The sequence below is a fragment of the Vibrio sp. YYF0003 genome, assembly GCF_036350715.1.
Taxonomy (GTDB): domain Bacteria; phylum Pseudomonadota; class Gammaproteobacteria; order Enterobacterales; family Vibrionaceae; genus Vibrio; species Vibrio natriegens.
The window spans coordinates 1100902-1122014 of the sequence record NZ_JAZDWA010000001.1 but is presented as its reverse complement, the minus strand read 5'-3'; the positions used below and the strand labels follow the sequence as shown (position 1 = coordinate 1122014).

Sequence of the window (21113 nt, the reverse complement as noted above, 5' to 3'; positions counted from 1 at the left end):
AGAAAAATAGCCGTAATCTATCATTCTTAATACTTAGGGGTGAATTATATCGCTAGTGAGTAACTACTAATTCATAAACATTAAGTCAATGAAAGTATGAGAAACATTATGGAACAGCATATGGAAAAGCCAGAAGTCCTAATGATCACGCAGCAAAGCTTACAAAGTGAAAACTTTAAGGAAATGCTTTCTAAAAACACCGAAACAAAAATAACGATCTTAGACTCTAGAAACCCAAGTTATCATGAATGCATTCCAACTCGGTATTTTTTATTGGTGGATTTTTCGGTGGATATGAACTCCGAAACTTTAGATTACTTAAAGAGTAGTAATAAAGTGCTAGGTACAATAATGATCAACCAAGGACATGAGCTCAATATCGAAGAATTAGCGGCTTGGCCTGCGGTAAAAGGTATATTTGGACCCAGAGATTCGATGGAGAAGGTGTGCGATGGCCTTATTGCCATTATGAATGGAGATAACTGGTTACCTCGTAGGCTGCTAGAGCAAATGGTGAGATACTACAAAGAAAAAGAATTGATACCTATTGTAGAACCAGCGATAGAGGTCGAACTCACCAGACGCGAGATACAAGTTTTGACAATGTTAAAAGACGGTGGCTCAAACATGGAAATCGCTGATTCATTATTTATCAGCGAACATACCATTAAATCTCATTTATATAATATTTTTAGAAAGTTAGATGTAAAGAATAGAACTCAAGCGACAAGCTGGGCTAAAAGGAATCTATAGTAATATTGAATTGTAATCTGATTCAATATTAGTTTTTTCTCATACTGATTAGGTGACTGCGTCTGATATTTTATTAAATTAGTATTAGATTTTAATATCACTCCTTATTCAAACTCTTAAACACATGCATGCCTACTAGACTTTCGGTGTCTGGAAATAATCTAATCAGGCCGAAAACAATAGAGATAATTAATTGATGTGCTCAATTGTTTAGCCAAAGCAAAGGGAGTGAGAAAAATGACTATTTATAATGGTACACCAGGGGCAGATGAGCTCTCCGATTTTGATGGCACTTATGATCTGTTCATTGGATACGGTGGCGATGACTTTATTGTTGGCGGTGGCGGTAGCGACTTCATAATCGGTGGTGCTGGTAATGATCGCCTAATCGGCGGCGCTGGTAATGATGTTCTTAAAGCGGGTACCGGTGATGACTATCTCGGCGGTGGCTTTGGGGATGATATCCTCCTCGGGCTGCAGGGCAATAACACGCTAAATGGTAGTACCGGTAATGACGTATTAGTTGCTGGCTCTGGTGACAACTTCATGGTTGGTGGTGAAGGCAGTGACTTATTTCTATTTACCGATAAGTTTGATGGTCACGGCGAGGCAAAAATTGCCGACTTTACTATCGGTGAAGATATGATTCGTATTAATAGCTCTACAGTGACCGATTTCGCTGATTTGACCTTTAGTTACGATGCGGCAGGTAATGCTGTCTTTACCGATGGTGCTGATTTAACCGTTAAGCTTATTGGTGTTACTGAAACAGACATCACTACTTATGGTGCAGATTTATTTATTATCTAAACACTAAATAGGCAGTCAAGCCAGGTGCTAGGCGATGTCGTCTAGTGCCTGCGTTTTTGATTAAACGGAAGTTATCGTGCAGAAAACGGTTTTCAAAGAGGTGCGACAAAAGCTATTCGCGCTTATAGGCTTGTTGGTTGGGTTTAGCCTCTTCATCAACTTACTCATTCTTTCTATACCCTTGTACATGCTGCAAGTGTATAACCGCGTCCTCTCATCATACTCAATAGATACACTCGTTTTGCTCACCGTCATTGTGGTTGCTGCACTTTTTACGATGTCTATTGTTGATATTGCCCGAGCACAAGTAAGCAAATCTTTTGGTTACTGGATGGATACCAAACTGTCTGTGTTTATGCTTAAGCGCAGTATCCAATATCAGTCTCATACTGGCACCAGTTTTACTTCTCAAGTACTCAGAGATATTCAAAACATTAAAGGCTTTTTAAGCAGTCAAGCGCCTTATCCTCTGTTGGATGCCCCTTGGACGCCACTCTTTATCTTATTTGTTTATCTGTTACACCCTTTGTTGGGTCACATCGCATTAGTCGGGTCGATTGTGCTTTTGGGGTTGGGTATTCTCAATGAAGTCTTAGCCAGAAAAGTAATTCAAGAAAGTGAAGTGAAAGCGCTCTCCCAAATCAATGATGCCGAACTGGCAACACAAAACTCTAACTCGATCCTTGCGATGGGCATGATGAATGCGTTTTTAGAAAAATGGCAATCACGAATGACTCAGGTCAACTCTCTAGAAGAGAACGTGGCAGGAAAAACCATTTATATAAGTAACTTGTCCAAATTCGTGCGTAGCACATTACAGGTTTCGCTACTTGGTGGTGGAGCATGGCTGGTTATTCAACATGAAATTACCGCCGGAGCAATGATCGCCAGCTCTATTCTGATGAGCCGAGCTTTAGCGCCGATGGAACAAGCGATTGGCACGTGGCGGGGCGCGATGTCTGCCAGAAACTCCTATCAACGTTTAAAGGATATCGACGCTGTCATCAAGCTCGATGAGTCTGATATGCCATTGCCTAAACCACAAGGTAACTATGAACTCATCGGGCTAACTTACCGGCACTTTGGCGCAACGGAACCAGTACTTTCGGCGATTTCATTGTCTATTCCCGCAGGTGTTTCGGTTGGCTTGATTGGTCCTTCCGGAACGGGTAAGTCGACTTTAGCGCGGTTGATGCTCGGAAACATCAAACCTTCTGCAGGCAAGGTAACGTTAGATGGTATGGAGGTATCTACTTGGGCGGCGGAAGACCGCGGTGCTCATTTCGGATACCTGGCGCAAGAAGTTGAGTTATTCCCCGGGACCATCAGGGAGAATATCGCACGTTTTAAAGATGAAGACCCAGCCAAAGTGATTCGCGCTGCACAACTCGCCGGATGTCATGAGTTGATCCTCAAAAAGAACAAAGGCTATGACTTTGTTATCGGAGAACGTGGCCGTGGTTTATCCGGAGGTGAACGTCAAAGAATAGCGCTTGCACGGGCCATATATGGTGAGCCTTCTATTGTCGTATTTGATGAAGCTAATGCGAACCTAGATGGAGAAGGCGAGGCCGCATTTCAACGCCTGATAGCACATTTAAAACAGCAAGGAACGAGCATTATCGTGATCGCTCATAATGCGAGTACGCTAAGGCAGATGGATCGGCTACTTTATTTGTCGGATGGGAGAGTGAAGTTATACGGCGCTCGGGATGAAGTACTGAAACGCTTAATGGGTAAAGACAAAACGGATATACCGAGGGTGACAAATGAGCAATCAACTGCCAACAGTCAATAAACCATCCACCGACAGTGTTTATCGCTTTTCTCCCGAGCTCCAACTGAGTTTCAAAAAACCTATTCTGCTGGCGGTTATTGCCAATTGCGTTTTTTTGGGCGGTGTCGGTTTTTGGGCAGCAACAGCGAAACTGGAAAGTGCAGCCATCGCCTATGGGGATTTTTCGGTGCTGAGTAATCGACAAGCCATCCAACATTTAGAGGGCGGGATCATCGAAAAGCTGTTTGTTCAGGAAGGCGATTTGGTTCAAAAGGGTCAGCCATTGATTCAACTGTCCAAACATCAGGCAATGGCGAGATTAGACTCATTGAGCGGACAGTTTATTCACACTCTCGCTAAAGAGAATCGTCTGAGCGCAGAGTTGGATGAACTGCCTTCAATTGTATGGTCTGACGATCTTAACAATCTACCTCGTGTTGAAATCGTGCGAGAAGCACAGCTGGTGCAAAGTAAAATATTTGAAGCCAGACAGCGTTACTTTCAAAGTCAGCTAGGGATCATTGAACAAAGTATTTCCGGTGCAAATTTAGAACTGCAAAACCTTCAGCAAACTAAAGTGATTGAAAGAGAAAGATTAAACTTTATTGAGGAAGAGATTGCGAGTAATCAAGCCTTGGTACAGAAAGGCTTCTCCGGCAAGTCAACCTTGCTTCAACTAAAGCGCCTCGCGGCCGAAGTGAGAAGTACACTTAGTCAATTGGATCGACAGTCTCTTACGGTGAATAAACGGCTAGAAGAAAACCAATCTCAGGTTGAAGAGTTAAAATTGGAACGGCTGAATGAAGTCGTTGAAGAGTTAAGAGACACCCAGAAAGAAATTGTCAGCATTCGAGAAGAGTACCGTTCTGCTCAGGACGTGGTAACCAGAACGTCTATCAATGCACCAATTTCAGGTCGTGTGGTCAATATGCAGGTATTTACCGAAAGAGGGGTTATCGGTTCGGGAGAAACGCTGCTAGAACTGGTACCTCAAAACGACCAATTACTGGTAGAAGCGAGAGTGAACCCGCAGGATATCGATTTAGTGAACCCAGGTCAGCAAGCTCGTATCAGAGTAACCGCATTAAATGCGAGAAACTTAGCACCTCTGGACGGAACGGTTCTGACCATCTCTGCCGACAAGCTCACACAGCAAGATCGTGAAGATTTCTATCTGGCCAGAATTGCTGTTTCTCAAGATGACGTCGCAAAATACCACTTAACCTCGGGGATGAATGCAGAAGTTCTTATTCTCTCTGAGCCACGCACACCGCTGAGTTATCTCGTTAAACCTATCACAGATAGTATGAATAGAGCATTTCGAGAAGATTAAGTACCGCAAAAGGCGTTTTGACTTCAAACTGGTTAGTATTCGGCCATTCTGTTCCGAATCCTTGCTGTTTTTGTATCATTTAGAGAGGCTGAGTCGGACAAGTTGTAGATTTTTTTGCTATTGTTGCCTGCTCCGAGAAATATTTATCAGTAGTTCAATAGCAGGAAGTTGAGAATGGAAAAAGTGCAGTTGGTCGTCAGTTTTCTACTGGCCCATAAAATGCTGTTTACCACATTAATTCTTATTGCCGCGTGGTTAACGCGTCGGACCATTCTCTCTATGATTCGTGGTGATCACACGCTCCTTTCTGAGAAGCAGCGCAGTTGGATGTCGAGAACGAAAAATGGCACCTTTACCATCACGCTGTTGATTCTGTTCGTTCTTTGGCAGTCTGAAATCAGTGAGTTTGCATTGAGTGTGACTGCGATTGCGGTGGCGATAGTCGTGGCTTCAAAGGAGATCATTCTTTGTTTTACGGGGTCTATTCAGCGTGCCAGCTCACGCTCCTTTCGCGTGGGGGATTGGATAGAAGTCGGTAAATTATGTGGTGAAGTGATTGACCACAATATGATGGCAACCGTGATCCAAGAGATCGACCTTCATCATGGTCAGTATCATTACACCGGGAAAACGGCGACTTTGCCAAACAGTATGTTTTTTACTTATCCGGTAAAGAACCTGAATTTTATGAAGCGGTACGTTTATCATAATTTCTCGGTTGTTGTGAGGGACTTTGTTAACTTATATCCACTTTTAACGCCATTAACAGAGAAAATTGACGAACATTGCAGTTACTTCAGCGACGTTGCACATCGTTATAACGCGATGATTGAAAAACACGCTGGTGTCGACCTGCCGGGTGCAGAGCCGCATATTCATATTTCTAGCAATGCGACTGGTGAGCAGATTGTTCACGTCATGATTTTTTGTCCAACGGATAAAGCGAATCACTTGGAACATTTGATTCGTCAGGACTTTATGGACCTTTATGAACAACGCTTCCCGGCAGAGATTAAATAACTTTTGTAAGATCTGTTTTACGCAAGGTTAAGAAAACAAAACCCGCTACTTTGATAGCGGGTTTTGTTTATTTAGTTGAACTTACTTTTAAGCATTAAGAATAAGAAGTAAGTACTGCCTATTATCGCGACTAAAGTGCCGGCGGCGACTTGGCTAGGATAGATGGCTATCTGGCCCAGCCAATCAGCCCAAAGCATTAGTGTCGCACCAATTAAACTTCCGACCAGCAATTGCTCTTTTACCTTTCTGGCGCCCAGCATCATCGCCATGTGAGGAGCGACCAGACCAACAAAAGAAACGGGGCCGACTGTAGCCGTTGAAAATGCGCAAAGTAGGGCCACAATGATCAGCATTATCGTATTGGCAACTGAAGGGTTAAGTCCTCTAGCATTAGAAAAGGCGCGGCCAATAGAAATGAGTGTTAACCAGCGTGAAATTGCGAATACACCGGCGAAAAGGATCATTACCGCGATGGTCAACATGACCGCCGTCTGGGAGGTAACACGATAAATCGAACCTGTTAACCACAGCAGGATCTTATAGCTTTCACCAGAGCCTTGAGCCAAAGCAAATTGAACTAAGGCTTCTAGCAGAGCAGAAAGCGCAATACCCGACAATACGAAGTTCGAAGGGTTAAACTGGCTTCTTTTACCAATTAGAAGCAACAACAGCAAGACCGTCAAACTGCCTAAAAAAGCCACGCCCCAGTTGAATGACGCAAGCAATGATCCGGACATCACGCCAGTGATTATGATCGCAAATGTCGCACCAGAAGAAACACCGAGTATATCTGGGCTGGCCAACGGGTTATAGACAATACGCTGTAAAATGATTCCCGCAACCGAGAGCGCGATGCCGACAGCAAGCGCAGTAATCATGCGAGGCCAGCGCAGTTGCCATTGAAACTCTCCTGGTAGTGCAACTTGAATACCATTCGCTCCATGAGTAATCAGTGAGTAGACCAGCATTCCAGCAAAGCTCATGATGATTAAGCTCGCGACCGTGACTTTTGATAGCTGCGCTTTGCCCTGACTCATCGAAAGGTTGAGTTGATCCGTTGCGGTGAGCTTTTTACGAGTAAACCAAATTAAAGCAGGTGCTCCGATTGCGGCAGCTGCAACGCCACTCGGAATTGTTTCTTCCAGCCATAAGCTTAATGAGATGGCGAGTGAATCGGTAACAAGTAACAGCGTTGCACCCAATAACAGGCTACTTATCAGTTCGTCACGAGGCGTTCTTGCGCCCATCGCACGAGCAATATTCGGGGTCAGTAAACCAATAAAGCTGATGATGCCGACAGCGGTAATGGACACTGATACGAGCCAGATTCCCATGACCATTAAAGCGCCAAATGCTGGGAGTACGGCTAGCCCTCGTGCGGCAGCACCATCCTGGCCGAGTTTTAAGAGTGTTAATATTCGCGGTGCAATCAGAACAATAATGAGTGCGATTGCAGAACGTGGTAGCAACCACTCAAACCATTCCCAACTGTATTGAGAGAGATCCCCTGCACCCCACATGAAGATATTCTGCGCGAACTGAGCATTTAGGATGATAATCGCGGTCGCGACGGACCCAAGCAGTATGTTAATGACCATGCCTGATACCACGAGAGGTAAGCCGGTCATATTTCGAATACCCGCGATAGAAATGATCAATCCAAACGCGATAAGTGCACCTGTCATTGCGGCTAAAGCGGAGTAATCTGCCACCCAATCTACAAACCAGATATTCACCACGACCAATGCAAGCCAGGCACCAGAGGAGGTTCCCAGAGTCAGAGGAGAGGTTAAGTGGTTCTGCGTTAGCTGTTGCATCAAACTGCCGGTTAGTCCAAGCATTGCACCGACGAGTAGGGTGATACATAGCCTCGGCAGTTGAGACTGAAGAAAGAAAACGTCACGAAACTCACTGGCGAGATCTGCTTGAATCAGTAGCCCCCACTGCGCGCCTAATGACAAGCTTGTGTCTAATTGCAGGCTAAAAATACTGAGCAACAGAATCAGTGCTAAGTAACCGATGTAATGTTTTATTCTCATTGTTCTGGTGCCAACTCAATTAAACTATCAGTGATGGCTTCAGCCATGTATTGTAAAGACATTGCCCCACCATATGCCCAAACGGCTCTGACTGAATTAACTCTGTGCTTTTTCACAAAAGGCATGGCTTGCCAAAGAGGGGAGTCCTTTAACTTGTCTTCTTGTGGAAACGGCTGCACATATAAGATGTAGCTGTCTTCAAGATTCTGCAGACGATTAATGCGATCTTGTTTCACCCCCCAAGCTTTAGGTGACTCATGTATCGGGTTGTTTAACCCCAGGTGTTTAACCACGTAATCTGTGGTTGAGTTTTCCGTAGACAGAAACACCGTATTCGGAGTGGAAAAGCGCATGACGAGTACTTCAAGCGGATCGGGATAATGCTGGTGGATGCGTAAACGCATTTGTTCAAACGATTGATCTAAAGCGGTTAGTTTTTCTTCGACAAGATCTTGCTTATCCAACAGTTTTCCCAACGTACGAAAATGACGGATTGCCGTTTCAGCGGCCGCTTCGTTTTCTGAAAAGTTTGGTAGATAAATCACAGGCGCTATTTGAGACAATAATGGAATGAGATCCTGCTGTGGTGACGCAGCCAAAATAACATCAGGGTTCAAGCTGGCGATTTTTTCTAAATTCGGTTCAGCGCGAGTGCCAATATCTTCAATGGTTTCTGGCGCATAGGGATTGACTACCCACTGACGATAGCCCGATAAGTTCGGTGCAGCTATCGGCTCTACGTCTAACGCAAGAACCTGCTCGAGTATATCCCAGTTTAATGCGACCACCCGTTGCGGTGTTTGCGCAAAAGAGTGACTGCCATAATCGTCACTAATGGTAATGGCAGCATGAGCTTGAGAAAGCATTCCCCCGACAATAATGGCAATGGCAGCAAGGCGCTGAAGTAAACGTCTGACTAAGCGCATACAACGGCTACCTTACGGCTGGCAAGGGTGTCTGCCGGAGTCGGATGATCGATCAGTGTGATTGGTGACTCATAGAGTTCCGACAAACGTGCTTCGTCGAGAAGCATGTCTGCTTTACCTTCAAAAGCGATTTGCCCTTTCTTGAGAGCAACGATGTGAGTGGCGTAGCGAAGCGCCAGGTTCAAGTCATGCAAAATAACAATGATTCCGACATTCTCCGTCTTATTTAACTCTGACAGTAATGCCATCAACTGAAACTGATGGTGCACATCTAGCGCAGAAGTCGGTTCATCGAGAATCAGAATTGGAGATTGTTGAGCAAGCAACATGGATACCCAAGCGCGTTGACGCTCACCACCGGATAAATCATCTGCCAGAGCCTGAGCGAACGGCGTGACCCCTGTACGCTGCATCGCTTGAGAGATGATCTGTTTATCTTCCGCGTTCCAGCGACCGAGCGCCCCGCGCCATGGGAAACGCCCCAAACGAACCAATTCTTCTACCGTTAACCCTGCCGAAGCCGGAAGTTTTTGCGGCAAGTAGGCGATTTGTTTTGCCAGTTCTTTGGTTTTGAGAGATGAGAGGTTTTGACCGTTCAGCTCGACAGAGCCTTTGTCTGGTGACATTTGCCCGGAAAGTAAGTTAACCAGGGTCGATTTCCCTGAGCCGTTATGCCCTAGCACCACGGTGAGTTCATTGGTTGGGATATTGAGTTGATCGATACCGAGGATTTGACGTCCACCTCGAACGATCTGAATATTAGATAGTTGAAACATGGATAGGTCTCAAGATGATACTCCCCTCATAAGAGGGGAGTTGGAAGAACAATTACCAGCGGTAGTTAGCGTTTAGCATCACAGAGCGAGACTGACCGAAGTAACAGTAGTAATCGCAGCCAGAGATAAACTCTTTGTCCAGAATGTTGTTCACATTAAGCTGTGCCTGCCATTGTGAAGAAATGTCATAAGTCACAGATGCGTCCCAAAGTGTCACAGATGGAACCGTTAGATCCGAGCTCGCCGGGTTGTCTTTAGATTCACCCACGTAACGAACACCTGTTCCAACGTTCAGGCCAGGAATTAGGCGGTATGCGCTGTAATCTACCCACGCAGACGCCTGATGCTTAGGAATAAGCCCCGCTTGTTGCGTGCCCTTGCCGTAAGTCTCGTCAGTTTCTGCTTTAGTGTAGGTGTAGCTAGCCAGTAATTTAACGTCGTCAGTTAACTGAGCAGTACCTTCAACTTCGACACCAGTTGATGTCACTTCACCAGTCTGAGTTGCCACCCAAGTTGATGGGTTAGTTACCAGTGCATTTTTCTGCGTGATATCGAACCATGCGATGTTAACGAAGCCATCCATAAAGCTCGGTTCATATTTCACACCCACTTCAACTTGCTCACCCTCAAGTGGTTTGTAGAGCTTACCGGTTGCTGTGTCGATGGTGCTGATCACTTCAAACGATTGAGAGTAGTTGGCGTACGGAGAAAGGCCGTTGTCCGCAAGGTACATCAGGCCAGCGCTCAGAGACAGTTCGCCATCATCGCGAGACTCATTCTGATCGACGCTTGCACCTTTACCACTGTTTTTTGTTTTCACCCAATCGTAACGGGCGCCAACATTACCAATCCATTGTTCGTGGAATTTAAGTTGGTATTGCGAGTACACACTGGCCTGATACTTGTCGATCTCGCGTTTAATGTTGTCCGCGGAGTCCAGTGGTGTGTAGTTTCCGTAGCTTGGATTAAATGGGTTTACGGTACCAAATGAATAGTTGTCTTGTTCGTCACCCTTCGTGTTGTGATATTGCAGATCAACACCGACCAACACCGTGTGCTCGGCATTGTCCGTCATCCAGTTACCAACCGCATTGTTGTCGAAGGTGAAACTTTGGTTTTTGCCGTCACGGAATACAATTCCACGATAGTAAAGCGAGTCGTCGTTTAAATCCCAGCCTGGAGATGGCATGCTGTAAACGCTACGCAGAAAGAGCTCGTTAGAACCGTAGTTTGCGTTCTGTGAGAATGTCCAAGTGTCGTTTATATCATGTTCAAGCAAGTAACCAAGTGAGATTTGAGTACGTTCATACTTGTCGTAATCTGGCTCACCTAAGTTAGTTGATGGATCGATCTTGCCGTATTCCGAGTCGACGAGCGTACCTGCAGCTGGGAAGAATGGGTTAGTTGGCACACCATCATCCTTTAGATAGGTCGCCATCAGGGTCAGCATGGTACGATCTGAAACATCGATTTCCAGGCTCGGAGCGATGTAGAAACGTTCATTTTCTGTATCGTCCAGTTCACCATCCTGACTGGTCATCAAGCCAACCAAGCGGTAACGCATCGTACCTGAATCATTAGCTTCGTCAGCAATGTCAAAGCCTATTGACTGATGGTTGTTGTTGCCGACTTCAACCTTTACTTCACCTTGTGGTGTGAACGTTGGCTTTTTCTGAACGGCGTTTACTACGCCACCTGGTGCCGATTCACCGAATAGTATGGCTGATGGGCCTTTTACGACTTCAACACTTTCCAAACCGTATGGTTCAACGAGCCAGGTGTAGTAGCCGTCACGGAACAAACGGTTGCCGTTCAAATAAGTAGCGGCATCGAAGCCACGTACTTTAAACCAATCTGTGTCGTTATCAGCGCCATAAGGTTGAGATGTGACACCTGATGTGTAGCGTAACGCTTCATCTAGCTTTTGTGGTGCGCGAACGCGCAATTCATCTTCAGAGATAATGGAAACGCTGCGTGGTGTTTCTTTGGCTGGCGTTTCGACTTTAAGTGCTTGTGCGGTGACTGTGATGGTTTCCATCTCAGTTGAATCATCTTGTGCGTGTGCCATAAACGAAACCACTGCAGCGGGCGCGATAGCACAAACCAACGCTTTACGGACAGCGATGGTGAGAGAGTTATGATTTGTCATTAATACATTCCCGACAATTATTTTAAACAAAAAGCTTAATTGTAATTATTATCATTTAAACTATTGTTTACGTATTTTACTGACTTTTGCATCAAAAGATAGTAAAACGTCTGCAAATTTGATCGATCTAACCAAAGTAGTTGTTATGTTTAATTGGTTTGAAAAACTAACCCAACCGTTTCCCCTGCATGAAACCGAAAAGCCACCCAAGACCTTGTTTGGCTTTTGTCGTTTCTATACGCGTGGATTTGAAGTGCCGCTTATTGTCATGGCGGTGTTCAGTGCGCTGATTGCGATCACTGAAGTCACCCTGTTGCGCTACATGGGTGAGCTAGTCGATATATTGTCTAACCAGGATCGTGCTACTTTCTGGCAAGATCAGGGCGATCAGATGTTGATGATGCTTTTCCTGGTTGTCGTCGTAATGCCGGCATTAGGCTTTGTACATTCGATGGTGATGCACCAAACGCTGCTGGGTAACTACCCAATGTCGATTCGCTGGCTGATTCACCGTTATTTACTTAAGCAAGCAGTTGGTTTCTTCCAGCGAGATTTTGCAGGCCGAGTTGCAACAAAAGTGATGCAAAGTGCGTTGGCAGTTCGAGAAACGGTGATGAAGCTGCTGGATGTACTGGTCTACATCAGTGTTTATTTTGTGTCGATGATATGGATGATGGGTGAGGCAGACGGTTTGCTCATGCTACCTATCGTTATCTGGCTTGCATTGTATGTACTGATCCAGCTCTACTTCATTCCGAAAATGAAGCGCGTGGCGACTGAGCAGGCGGATGCACGCTCTGTGATGACAGGACGTATTGTCGACTCTTACACCAACATCTCTACGGTTAAGTTGTTTGCCCATTCTCAGCGCGAACTTGAGTATGCAGAAAGCAGCATGAAGCAGTTCTTGGTTACGGTATACCGTCAGATGCGAATGGTGACTTGCTTGCTGTTTAGTGTCGATGCCATCAACTACTTGTTGCTGCTGTCTATTGGCGTGATTTCCGTCTACCTGTGGCTGGATGCGGCAGTAACGATTGGTGCGATCGCCATTGGTATCAGCATTGCGCTGCGTGTACAGGGCATGTCGAAATGGATCATGTGGGAAGTCAGTACACTGTTTGAAAATATTGGTACCGTTGTAGATGGTATCAGCACGATTTCGAACGACGTTGAAGTGAAAGACGTACCGAATGCAAAGCCGTTGCAAATTCGACAAGGTGAAATCTGCTTCGATCACGTTGGTTTCAACTACAGCGAAGAAAAAGCCGTATTTGACAATCTGAACCTGACGATTAAACCGGGCGAAAAAGTCGGCATTGTTGGGCGTTCTGGTGCGGGTAAGTCAACATTGGTGAACTTGCTATTGCGTTTTTACGATGTGAATTCCGGTAAAATCTGCATTGATGGACAGGATATCTCACAGGTAGAGCAAGAGTCTTTGCGTCAGCACATTGGAATGATCACTCAGGATACCTCTTTGCTGCACCGCTCAATCAAAGAAAACATTCTATATGGTGATCCAGCAGCCTCTATGGAATCCGTTATAGCTGCGGCTGAGAAGGCACATGCGCACGAATTTATCCAGACTCTGAAAGATGAGCAAGGTAATGTTGGCTACGATGTTGAAGTTGGTGAGCGTGGTGTAAAACTGTCTGGCGGCCAGCGTCAACGTGTCGCTATCGCGCGTGTACTTCTTAAAAATGCGCCGATTCTCATTATGGATGAAGCAACGTCTGCACTGGATTCTGAAGTGGAGTCTGCGATTCAAGAAAACCTTGAAGTATTGATGGAAGGGAAGACGGTGATTGCTATTGCTCACCGCTTATCGACGATCGCTGCGATGGACCGTTTAATCGTGATGGATGATGGTCAGGTTATCGAACAAGGCTCGCATCAGGAGCTTCTGCAACTTAACGGAGTTTATGCTCAGTTGTGGAAACACCAGACCGGTGGCTTTCTGACAGAGTAATATTGGTTGATCTGGAATCACATCAATCTCGGGTTAAAAGGGGAAGCGCAGGCTTCCCTTTTTTATTCCAACAAACATGCAGTGGCATACTATATATCCCGCTGAGGTGGAGCAATTTATGATTCATCTCTATTTTTTATTATTTATAAATTGTCGTTTGACGATGGTTGTCCACAATGGCGGTTATCCACGTGCAACACAAGATTGCCGGGAATAACAATAATTACAAAGCTGCCATACTGGAAGAAACATGAAAATCAAACCCCTCCCACCTTTAAACAGCCTAGTGGCGTTTGAAGCGTCGGCTCGACATTTGAGCTTTACGCTCGCAGCTGAAGAGCTCAATGTGACTCAAGGTGCAATCAGCCGTCAAATTAGACAATTAGAAGAGTATTTAGGTAAAGCGATGTTCACCCGTGCCAATCGCAGCATCAACCTAACGCCGACAGGTCTGCAATATTATCAATCGATCAGTCAGTCTCTACTCGATATCGCGCAAATCACCGGAGAAGTGAAAAAGTGGCAAGGGGAGCAAAAAATTACCGTCGCTACGACCAATGCAATGGCTGCTCTGTGGCTATTGCCAAAAGTGGCGGAGTTTCAAAATGAGCATGATGATATCGATATACGAATTCTGGCGTCTGATAACGTACTGGATTTAAGACGTCTAGATTGTGATATCGCACTGTTTTACTGCAAAACACCACCCGCCGAAATGGAAGTGACGACACTTTTCTCTGAAGAAGTTTTTCCGGTTTGCAGCCCACTGTATTTAGAAAAGATTGGTCAACCGACTGAGGCTGAAGAGGTTTTTAATAAAACGCTTCTTTATCTCGAAGAGTCGCAAAGGGATTGGGTCAATTGGGAAGAGTGGTTTGCAGGCGTAAATTTACCGAATATTGTGCCTCGTAACCGAATGAACATTAATAACTACCCTATGTTGTTGCAAGCAGCCATTAATGGTCAGGGAATTGCCTTAGCTTGGGGCTCATTAGTTGATGACTATTTGCAAAGCGGTGCGTTGGTAAGGCCTGTCGAGCATGTTCTGGCAACACCATCGAATTTCTGTATGTTGGAGCCTAAAGACAGAGGCTTAATTCCAGCGAGTGTGAAACGCTTTCGCGCTTGGTTATTACAGCAATTACCGGATGAAGTCGGTGATCGCGGATTAGCCGAAACAGTCGAATCGTCCAATTCTTAGAGACAAAAAGTAGTAGATATAAAAAGTGGGAGCATAACTCCCACTTTTTGTTTTCAGCCCTAAACCACCTACTTCAGTAGGTGGTTATCATTAAACCGACTTTGCTACGTTAACGCTGGTTTCTGATCAAGCGTTGGATTTTTAGCAGCCGTTGAATCAGCGGTTATGGTTTGCTGAATCGCTGTCTTACTTTCTACAAGTGGCTCTACTGGGCCATCAAGCTTGGTCTCTTCCGGGTGGACGTGTTCTGGCAACATCGCCCATGGTTTCGGTTCACGTCGAATACTATGAAATAGCGTCAAACTCATTACCGCAATAAATATTGCAATTGGAAAGCCTGCAATGATTGACGCAGTTTGCATTGCTTTAAGTCCTCCTGCGTACAGCAGTACACCAGCTATCGCTGCGATCATTATTCCCCAAAGTACACGAATGGATTTGGGAGGTTCACTGTCACCTGCCGCATCTAAGGTACAAAGAACCAAAGTTCCTGAGTCAGCGGAGGTAATGAAGTAAGTACCCAGCAACAAACACGCTAATACACTCAGTATTTTGCCAAACAGACCGGTATCCAGGTTATCGAACAACGTAAATAATGCGCGAGTGGTATCCGCTTTCGTTGCTTCGAGAATGACTCCGCCCGTAAATGCGTTTGGTGGCGTTTGGCCAGCTTCTTGAGCTGCAACCACTTGAGTTTCATACGCTACGCGAGCATCTTGCTCAACTTTTAGTGCGGCACCACCGAAAACTGAGATCCATAAGAAAGTGATTAGTGTTGGTACGATTAAAGCGCCACCTATCAGTTCACGGATCGTTCTTCCTTTAGAAATTCGCGCGATGAACATGCCAACAAATGGCGCCCATGTCATCCACCATGGCCAGTAGTATGCTGTCCACCAGTTTTGCCAACCTGAGTCATTTTGGGCGTCACTCCATAAGCTCATGCCAACAATATTTTGCACATAAAGACCGGTGCTCTCTAAAAGTGTGTTCAGAATGTAGCGTGTTGGGCCAATGTAAAGTACAACAAGCACCAGCAGCAAAGAGAGCAACATATTCCATTCAGAAAGGCGACGAATCCCTTTACCGACGCCAGACAGAACTGAGGCAACCGCACAGGTACATAAAGAAACAATAATGATCAGTTGTGTGCCTAACCCGATATCTAAACCAAATGTTTGATTTAGCCCCGAGTTGATTTGAATCACGCCCATACCAAGGGTTTGGGAGATACCAAAGGCCGTGACTGCGACAGTAAGAATATCGACAGTATGGCCGATTGGTCCATAAATACGGTTGCCAATAAGGGGGTACAGAATAGATCGTAAGGTAAACGGCAGATCTTTACGGTAGGAAAAGTAGGCCAGAGCAAGCGCAACAATAATAAAAACTGACCAAGGGTGTAATCCCCAATGGAAGAAAGTCAGTTTCATCGATGTCGTGGCAGCCTCATTGGTTAAACCCTGCGTGAAAGGGTTGTCCGCGTAGTGCCACATTGGCTCAGCGACTGACCAGAAGATCAAACCAATCCCCATACCGCCAGAAAACAGCATAGATACCCATGACAGGTAACTGAACTCGGGCTTTTCGTCGTCCTTACCTAATCGAATATGCCCATAGCGGCTAATCATTAAATAGAGCAGAAAACCGACGACTAAAGAAACGAGTCCGATATAAAACCATTTCATATTCTGCAACAGAATACCGGAAATAGATTCGAAATATTGACCCGCTTGGTTAGCTAGAATGGCGCAGAAAAGTACAAAACCGATGACGATGATCTTAGATGCGATCGTCACAGTCGGATTGAGTCCTTTTAGTATCCCTGTTGTTGCTCTCATAGGCGTCCCTCACAGTGTTTTTTGTATGCAGCGTTATCGTTTGTTGTTTTATTGTTAATTTTTCTGGGAGATTAGAGAGAGCTATGCGTTGTTTCAACTGATTAATACTCATCAATTAATGATTTTTAGTCATGCCATTAATATTTGTGCAATTTTTAAAGATGTATTCTTGTCCCAGATCAATGCATGAATGATAAAAACTCATCCATACCCTCCAAAAAAGTCGTTTGTTTGTTGCTGGTTTGTTAATCAGAATCAGCTCCATTGACACAACACGATGTTGTCCGCAATGGATGCAACTCGACTTTCGGAGATAAGAATATGAGCAATGTCAACCAAACCCTAATTCCTGTTGAACTCGTCGATAAGGTTCTTAACCCAATCAGTGAAGCGACTGGGATGCCAAACGATGCCTACATAAATGAAGACTACTTTACGTTTGAACGTGATCAGGTATTTGGTAACACATGGGTATGCATTGGTTTTGCCTCTGACCTTCTTAAAGACGGTTACGTGATGCCGATAGACTTCATGAACTTACCGCTGCTAATGATGAGAAATCGTCAGGGTGAAGTTCAGGTCTTTCATAATGTGTGTAGTCACCGTGGCATGAAGCTAGTACATGAAGCGGGTGAAGTGCAGGGCATGATTCGTTGTCCTTACCATTCATGGACTTACGATCTAGACGGTAACCTAAAAGGTACGCCACATATTGGCGGTATCGCACAGCACAAAGATGACCGCTTCAAGTGCGAAAAGCACGGGTTGAAGCCACTGCGTTCAGCAATTTGGATGGACATGGTGTTCGTAAACCTTTCAGGTGATGCGGCAAGTTTTGAAGAACATATCGCACCGCTAGAGGAGCGTTGGAAACCATTTTTAGGCGAAGACGGTATGGGCCTTTTGCGCCGTGTGAACATGGGCGGCAACCTGGAGATCGAAGTAAACAGTAACTGGAAGCTGGCAGTTGAAAACTACTGTGAAGCCTACCATTTGCCTTGGGTTCACCCGAGCTTGAACAGCTACTCGCGCCTGGAAGATCACTACAACATCATGTTTGAAGAGCGATTTGCAGGCCAAGGCAGCCTTGCTTACAACCTGTCGGATACCGCTGGTACGCATTTGCCGAAGTTCCCTAGCTGGCCAGAAGACAAACTTCGCCATGCAGAATACGTTGCACTATTCCCGAACGTGTTGTTAGGCATTCAGGCTGATCACGCGTTTGCGATGATGATTGAACCAATCAGCGCTGGTAAGAGCATTGAGCATCTGCGTGTTTTCTATGTCGGTGATGAAGCAACCAAAGACGAATTTGCAGCTTGCCGTACTGCCACGGTTGAATCTTGGCGTGTGGTATTCGGCGAGGACATCGGTGCTGTTGAAGGTATGCAGCAAGGTCGTCATTCACCAGGGTTTGGTGGCGGTGTGTTTTCTCCAGAAATGGATGTCCCAACTCACTTCTTCCAAACATGGTTAGCAAAACAAGTTAAGACGGCAATGGAGCAGTAGTATGACTCATTACCTAAATTACATTGATGGTGAGTGGTGTGACTCAGAGCAAACCCTCACGGTTATCAACCCAGGTACAGCGGAACCGTACGCGACGATAGCTGAAGCTAATATTGCTGACGCTGATCGTGCGATGGCAGCAGCTCGTCGAGTTGTGAATCAAGGGCTCCTGTCGGATGTTCGTCCAGCAGTAAGAACTGAGTGGATGCTAAAAGCTGCTGCGGCTATTCGTGAAATGGTCGATGAAGGCGGGTTAGTGGCATGTCGTGAAAATGGCAAATCACTCCAAGACGCGAAAGATGAGTTCATCGAATCGGCACGTTACTTCGAATACTACGCAGGCATGGCGGACAAACTAGAAGGTACTTCAATCCCACTGGGGAAAGATTATGTCGACTTCACTCAATATGTGCCGTTTGGCGTAAGTGTACAGATAGTTCCTTGGAATTTTCCGGTATCCATTTGTGCGCGTTCGCTTGCGCCCGCTCTAGCTGCCGGTAACGCAGTAGTGATTAAATCGCCAGAGATTTCACCACTGGCAATGACCTTACTGATTAAAGCAATCGAAAAAGCCGGTTTTCCGCAAGGCACCATCAACTTGCTTTGCGGTAAAGGCTCAGTGATTGGTAGTCACTTAGTGCAGCACCAGGAGGTCGACCAAATCGTCTTTACTGGTTCGGTTCCAACTGGCCAGCGAATTCTAAAAGATTCGGCGCACAGAGCTACGCCATCGGTAATGGAACTGGGTGGTAAATCTGCGGCTATCGCGCTGAAAGATGTCAATCTGAACTTACTACTGAAAAGCGTTCAGGTCGGTATCTACTTTAATGCCGGTCAGGTTTGTTCGGCTATGTCTCGATTGCTGGTTCACAAAGACCGCTATGAAGAAGTGAAAGCCGCAGTGGTATCAATGGCTGAAGGACTTTCAATTGGTCAAGGCGAAAGCCAGCCTGATATCACACCGTTGGTTTCTGCTGATCAGCAAGCACGAGTGCTGGAAATGATCGAGCAAGCACGAGCAGATGGCGCGAACATCCTTACAGGTGGTTATGCACCAGATTTGTCTGGCTACTTTGTCGCGCCGACAGTCATTGAAGCCACTCCAGACATGCGTATTGCGCAGGAAGAAGTGTTTGGTCCTGTACTGGTGGTCATGCCATTTGAAACCGAGCAAGAAGCTGTGGCAATGGCCAATGGTACAGAGTTTGGCTTAGTTGCTGGCGTATTTGGTGAGAGCATGAACCAAACCTTGCGCGTTGCTCAACAGCTACGTGGCGGACAAGTGTTCATTAACGAGTGGTTTGCTGGTGGCATAGAAACCCCATTTGGCGGTGTTGGGCTGTCCGGTTTTGGACGAGAAAAAGGGCAAGAAGCGATTTATAGCTATGTCCATACGCGCAACATCGCTATTCGTTTGCAGCAATAGAGCGACGCTTAGCCGACGTGTAACTGATTTCTTCGCCTCACACCTTCTTGGATTTCAGACCACAAGATGGTGTGAGTGCGATGAAACTTTCACTTTTCTATGAGTAAGTAGTGAACAGGCACGGGAAATTGGAACAAGGTAGTTGGAGAAAAAGTGATGAAAAAGTGGCTCTGTATTATTTGTGGCTTAATTTACGATGAAGCCCAAGGTTGGCCTGCTGATGGGATTGCACCAGGAACGGCATGGGAAGATGTGCCGGATGATTGGTTATGCCCAGATTGCTTGGTTGGAAAGGCTGATTTCGAAATGATTGAAATCACGGGTGATGTGATTGACGAAGAGGCTGTTGCGCCTGTTTTATCGAGTACGGGTTCAACGCCATTGGATCAACCACTTCCTCCTTCAGTGAGCCAGCCAGTCTTTTCGACGGATCCTATTGTCATTATTGGCAGTGGACATAGTGGTTATCAGTTGGCTTCGGCGCTTCGAGCCCAGTCTGCCAATGTTCCAATTACCGTCTTTACCTGTGACGATGGTGCTCTGTACAGTAAACCAGCGCTTTCGAATGCTCTGGCAATGGGCAAAAATGGTGATGCACTGCAAACGGAAAGTGCATTGGAGTGGGAGAATCGTTTAAATATCCGACTTTACCCACATACTCGTGTCGAGCATATTGATCGCGCTAACTCAACATTACACACATCGATTGGTCAGTACCGTTATAGCCGTCTGGTGCTAGCGACGGGAGCATCACCTATTGAAATTCCTATTGAAGGTGACCGTTCGTACGTGGTTAGCGTCAATGATCTGGTCGATTACCGTCGTTTTAGATCTCAACTTCAAGGTAAAAAGCGCATCGCTATTCTGGGTGATGGCTTAATTGGCTGTGAGTTTGCTAACGACCTGATTGAAAGTGGTTTTGAAGTCAGTGTCATTGGTTTAGGGCAGTGGCCAATGGAGCGCATGATCCCACAGCCGTTGGGAGAATCGCTACAAAATGCCTTAAGTGAACGTGGCGTACAGTGGTTACTGCAAGACAGCATTGCGAAAATTGAGCCAATGGCTGACTCCAGAGCGGAACTCCACCTGACGAGCGGTAAAAAGATCACCGCGGACTTGGTCCTGAGTGCTGTGGGGCTTAAACCTAATGTTTCTCTGGCTGAGCAAGCAGGGCTGGAAATTGGCCGCGGCATTAAAGTAAACCAATTTGCCCAGACAAGTGATGAAAACATTTACTCGTTAGGGGACTGTGTTGAAACCGAACAAGGCTGGCAGCCGTATATTGCGCCTATCAACCAAATGATTCCGTCTCTGGCGAAGAGCCTATTGGGTGAAATGACGCCTATCACGTTAACGCCAACACCAGTGATTGTGAAAACACCGATTCTTCCGTTGACCATCTTCCCTGTCTCACCTAATGCACAAGGACAGTGGCACATAGAAAAGCAGGGTGAGGAATTAACAGCAGCGTGTTACTCGGTGGAAGGTTCGATGATTGGATTTGCACTTCTAGGTCGAAAAGTCCAGTCTCTGCGCTCTCCATGGCTCGAACAATTATCACTAAAACAATCTGCGGCGTAA

Annotated in this window: 15 protein-coding genes; 10 read left to right on the top strand and 5 right to left on the bottom strand. The window is 45.8% G+C overall.

Annotated features, from left to right (window positions below):
• Positions 1 to 96: 96 nt before the first annotated feature.
• The 5 genes from V1U08_RS04915 to V1U08_RS04895 all read left to right on the top strand — a co-directional run bounded on the left by V1U08_RS04915 (position 97) and on the right by V1U08_RS04895 (position 5693).
• Positions 97 to 753, top strand: coding sequence for a LuxR C-terminal-related transcriptional regulator (locus tag V1U08_RS04915; RefSeq protein ID WP_041170441.1), 657 nt, complete (start codon positions 97 to 99; stop codon positions 751 to 753).
• 237 nt (positions 754 to 990) lie between these two features.
• Positions 991 to 1563, top strand: coding sequence for a calcium-binding protein (locus V1U08_RS04910; RefSeq protein ID WP_014234899.1), 573 nt, complete (start codon positions 991 to 993; stop codon positions 1561 to 1563).
• A 76-nt stretch (positions 1564 to 1639) separates the two neighbouring features.
• Positions 1640 to 3361 (top strand): type I secretion system permease/ATPase, encoded by a 1722-nt coding sequence (locus V1U08_RS04905; protein ID WP_330470078.1) that lies wholly within the window; start codon positions 1640 to 1642, stop codon positions 3359 to 3361.
• Positions 3333 to 4673 (top strand): HlyD family type I secretion periplasmic adaptor subunit, encoded by a 1341-nt coding sequence (locus tag V1U08_RS04900; protein WP_330470077.1) that lies wholly within the window; start codon positions 3333 to 3335, stop codon positions 4671 to 4673. Before V1U08_RS04905 ends, V1U08_RS04900 begins: the two co-directional genes overlap by 29 nt.
• Positions 4674 to 4847: 174 nt before the next feature.
• A complete protein-coding gene (locus V1U08_RS04895) occupies positions 4848 to 5693 on the top strand; it encodes a mechanosensitive ion channel family protein (protein ID WP_239946683.1) in 846 nt (281 codons plus the stop codon).
• Positions 5694 to 5764: 71 nt separating this feature from the next.
• On the opposite strand, the gene fhuB is transcribed toward V1U08_RS04895, so the two are convergent.
• From fhuB to V1U08_RS04875, 4 genes are read right to left on the bottom strand one after another with little or no spacing between them, the layout of a single operon-like run.
• Complete coding sequence (gene fhuB, locus V1U08_RS04890; protein ID WP_330470076.1) at positions 5765 to 7732, bottom strand: Fe(3+)-hydroxamate ABC transporter permease FhuB; 1968 nt, start codon at positions 7730 to 7732, stop codon at positions 5765 to 5767.
• Positions 7729 to 8658: an iron-siderophore ABC transporter substrate-binding protein gene (locus tag V1U08_RS04885; RefSeq protein ID WP_081280175.1), complete on the bottom strand. Its 930-nt coding sequence runs from the start codon at positions 8656 to 8658 to the stop codon at positions 7729 to 7731. The genes fhuB and V1U08_RS04885 overlap by 4 nt, the downstream gene beginning before the upstream one ends.
• Positions 8649 to 9434, bottom strand: a complete 786-nt coding sequence (locus V1U08_RS04880; protein WP_014234893.1) for an ABC transporter ATP-binding protein — start codon at positions 9432 to 9434, stop codon at positions 8649 to 8651. Before V1U08_RS04880 ends, V1U08_RS04885 begins: the two co-directional genes overlap by 10 nt.
• Before the next feature lie 52 nt (positions 9435 to 9486).
• Complete coding sequence (locus tag V1U08_RS04875) at positions 9487 to 11583, bottom strand: TonB-dependent siderophore receptor (protein ID WP_330470075.1); 2097 nt, start codon at positions 11581 to 11583, stop codon at positions 9487 to 9489.
• A gap of 145 nt (positions 11584 to 11728) precedes the next feature.
• Here V1U08_RS04875 and V1U08_RS04870 point away from each other — a divergent pair, with 145 nt between their 5' ends.
• On the top strand, positions 11729 to 13555 hold the full coding sequence (locus V1U08_RS04870) for an ABC transporter ATP-binding protein (RefSeq protein WP_330470074.1): 1827 nt from the start codon (positions 11729 to 11731) through the stop codon (positions 13553 to 13555).
• Between the two features lie 250 nt (positions 13556 to 13805).
• A complete protein-coding gene (locus V1U08_RS04865; protein ID WP_065301534.1) occupies positions 13806 to 14756 on the top strand; it encodes a LysR substrate-binding domain-containing protein in 951 nt (316 codons plus the stop codon).
• Between the two features lie 104 nt (positions 14757 to 14860).
• Here the strand turns inward: V1U08_RS04865 and V1U08_RS04860 are convergent, their stop codons facing one another.
• The gene (locus V1U08_RS04860) at positions 14861 to 16597 is read right to left on the bottom strand and encodes a BCCT family transporter (RefSeq protein WP_065301533.1); all 1737 of its coding nucleotides are present in this window, start codon (positions 16595 to 16597) and stop codon (positions 14861 to 14863) included.
• A 321-nt stretch (positions 16598 to 16918) separates the two neighbouring features.
• Between V1U08_RS04860 and V1U08_RS04855 the strand changes: the two genes are divergently transcribed.
• From V1U08_RS04855 to V1U08_RS04840, 3 genes are all read left to right on the top strand, one after another.
• The gene (locus tag V1U08_RS04855; RefSeq protein ID WP_330470073.1) at positions 16919 to 18106 is read left to right on the top strand and encodes an aromatic ring-hydroxylating oxygenase subunit alpha; all 1188 of its coding nucleotides are present in this window, start codon (positions 16919 to 16921) and stop codon (positions 18104 to 18106) included.
• Between the two features lies 1 nt (position 18107).
• A complete protein-coding gene (locus tag V1U08_RS04850; protein ID WP_330470072.1) occupies positions 18108 to 19532 on the top strand; it encodes an aldehyde dehydrogenase family protein in 1425 nt (474 codons plus the stop codon).
• Positions 19533 to 19688: 156 nt separating this feature from the next.
• Positions 19689 to 21113: an FAD-dependent oxidoreductase gene (locus tag V1U08_RS04840; RefSeq protein WP_443089730.1), complete on the top strand. Its 1425-nt coding sequence runs from the start codon at positions 19689 to 19691 to the stop codon at positions 21111 to 21113.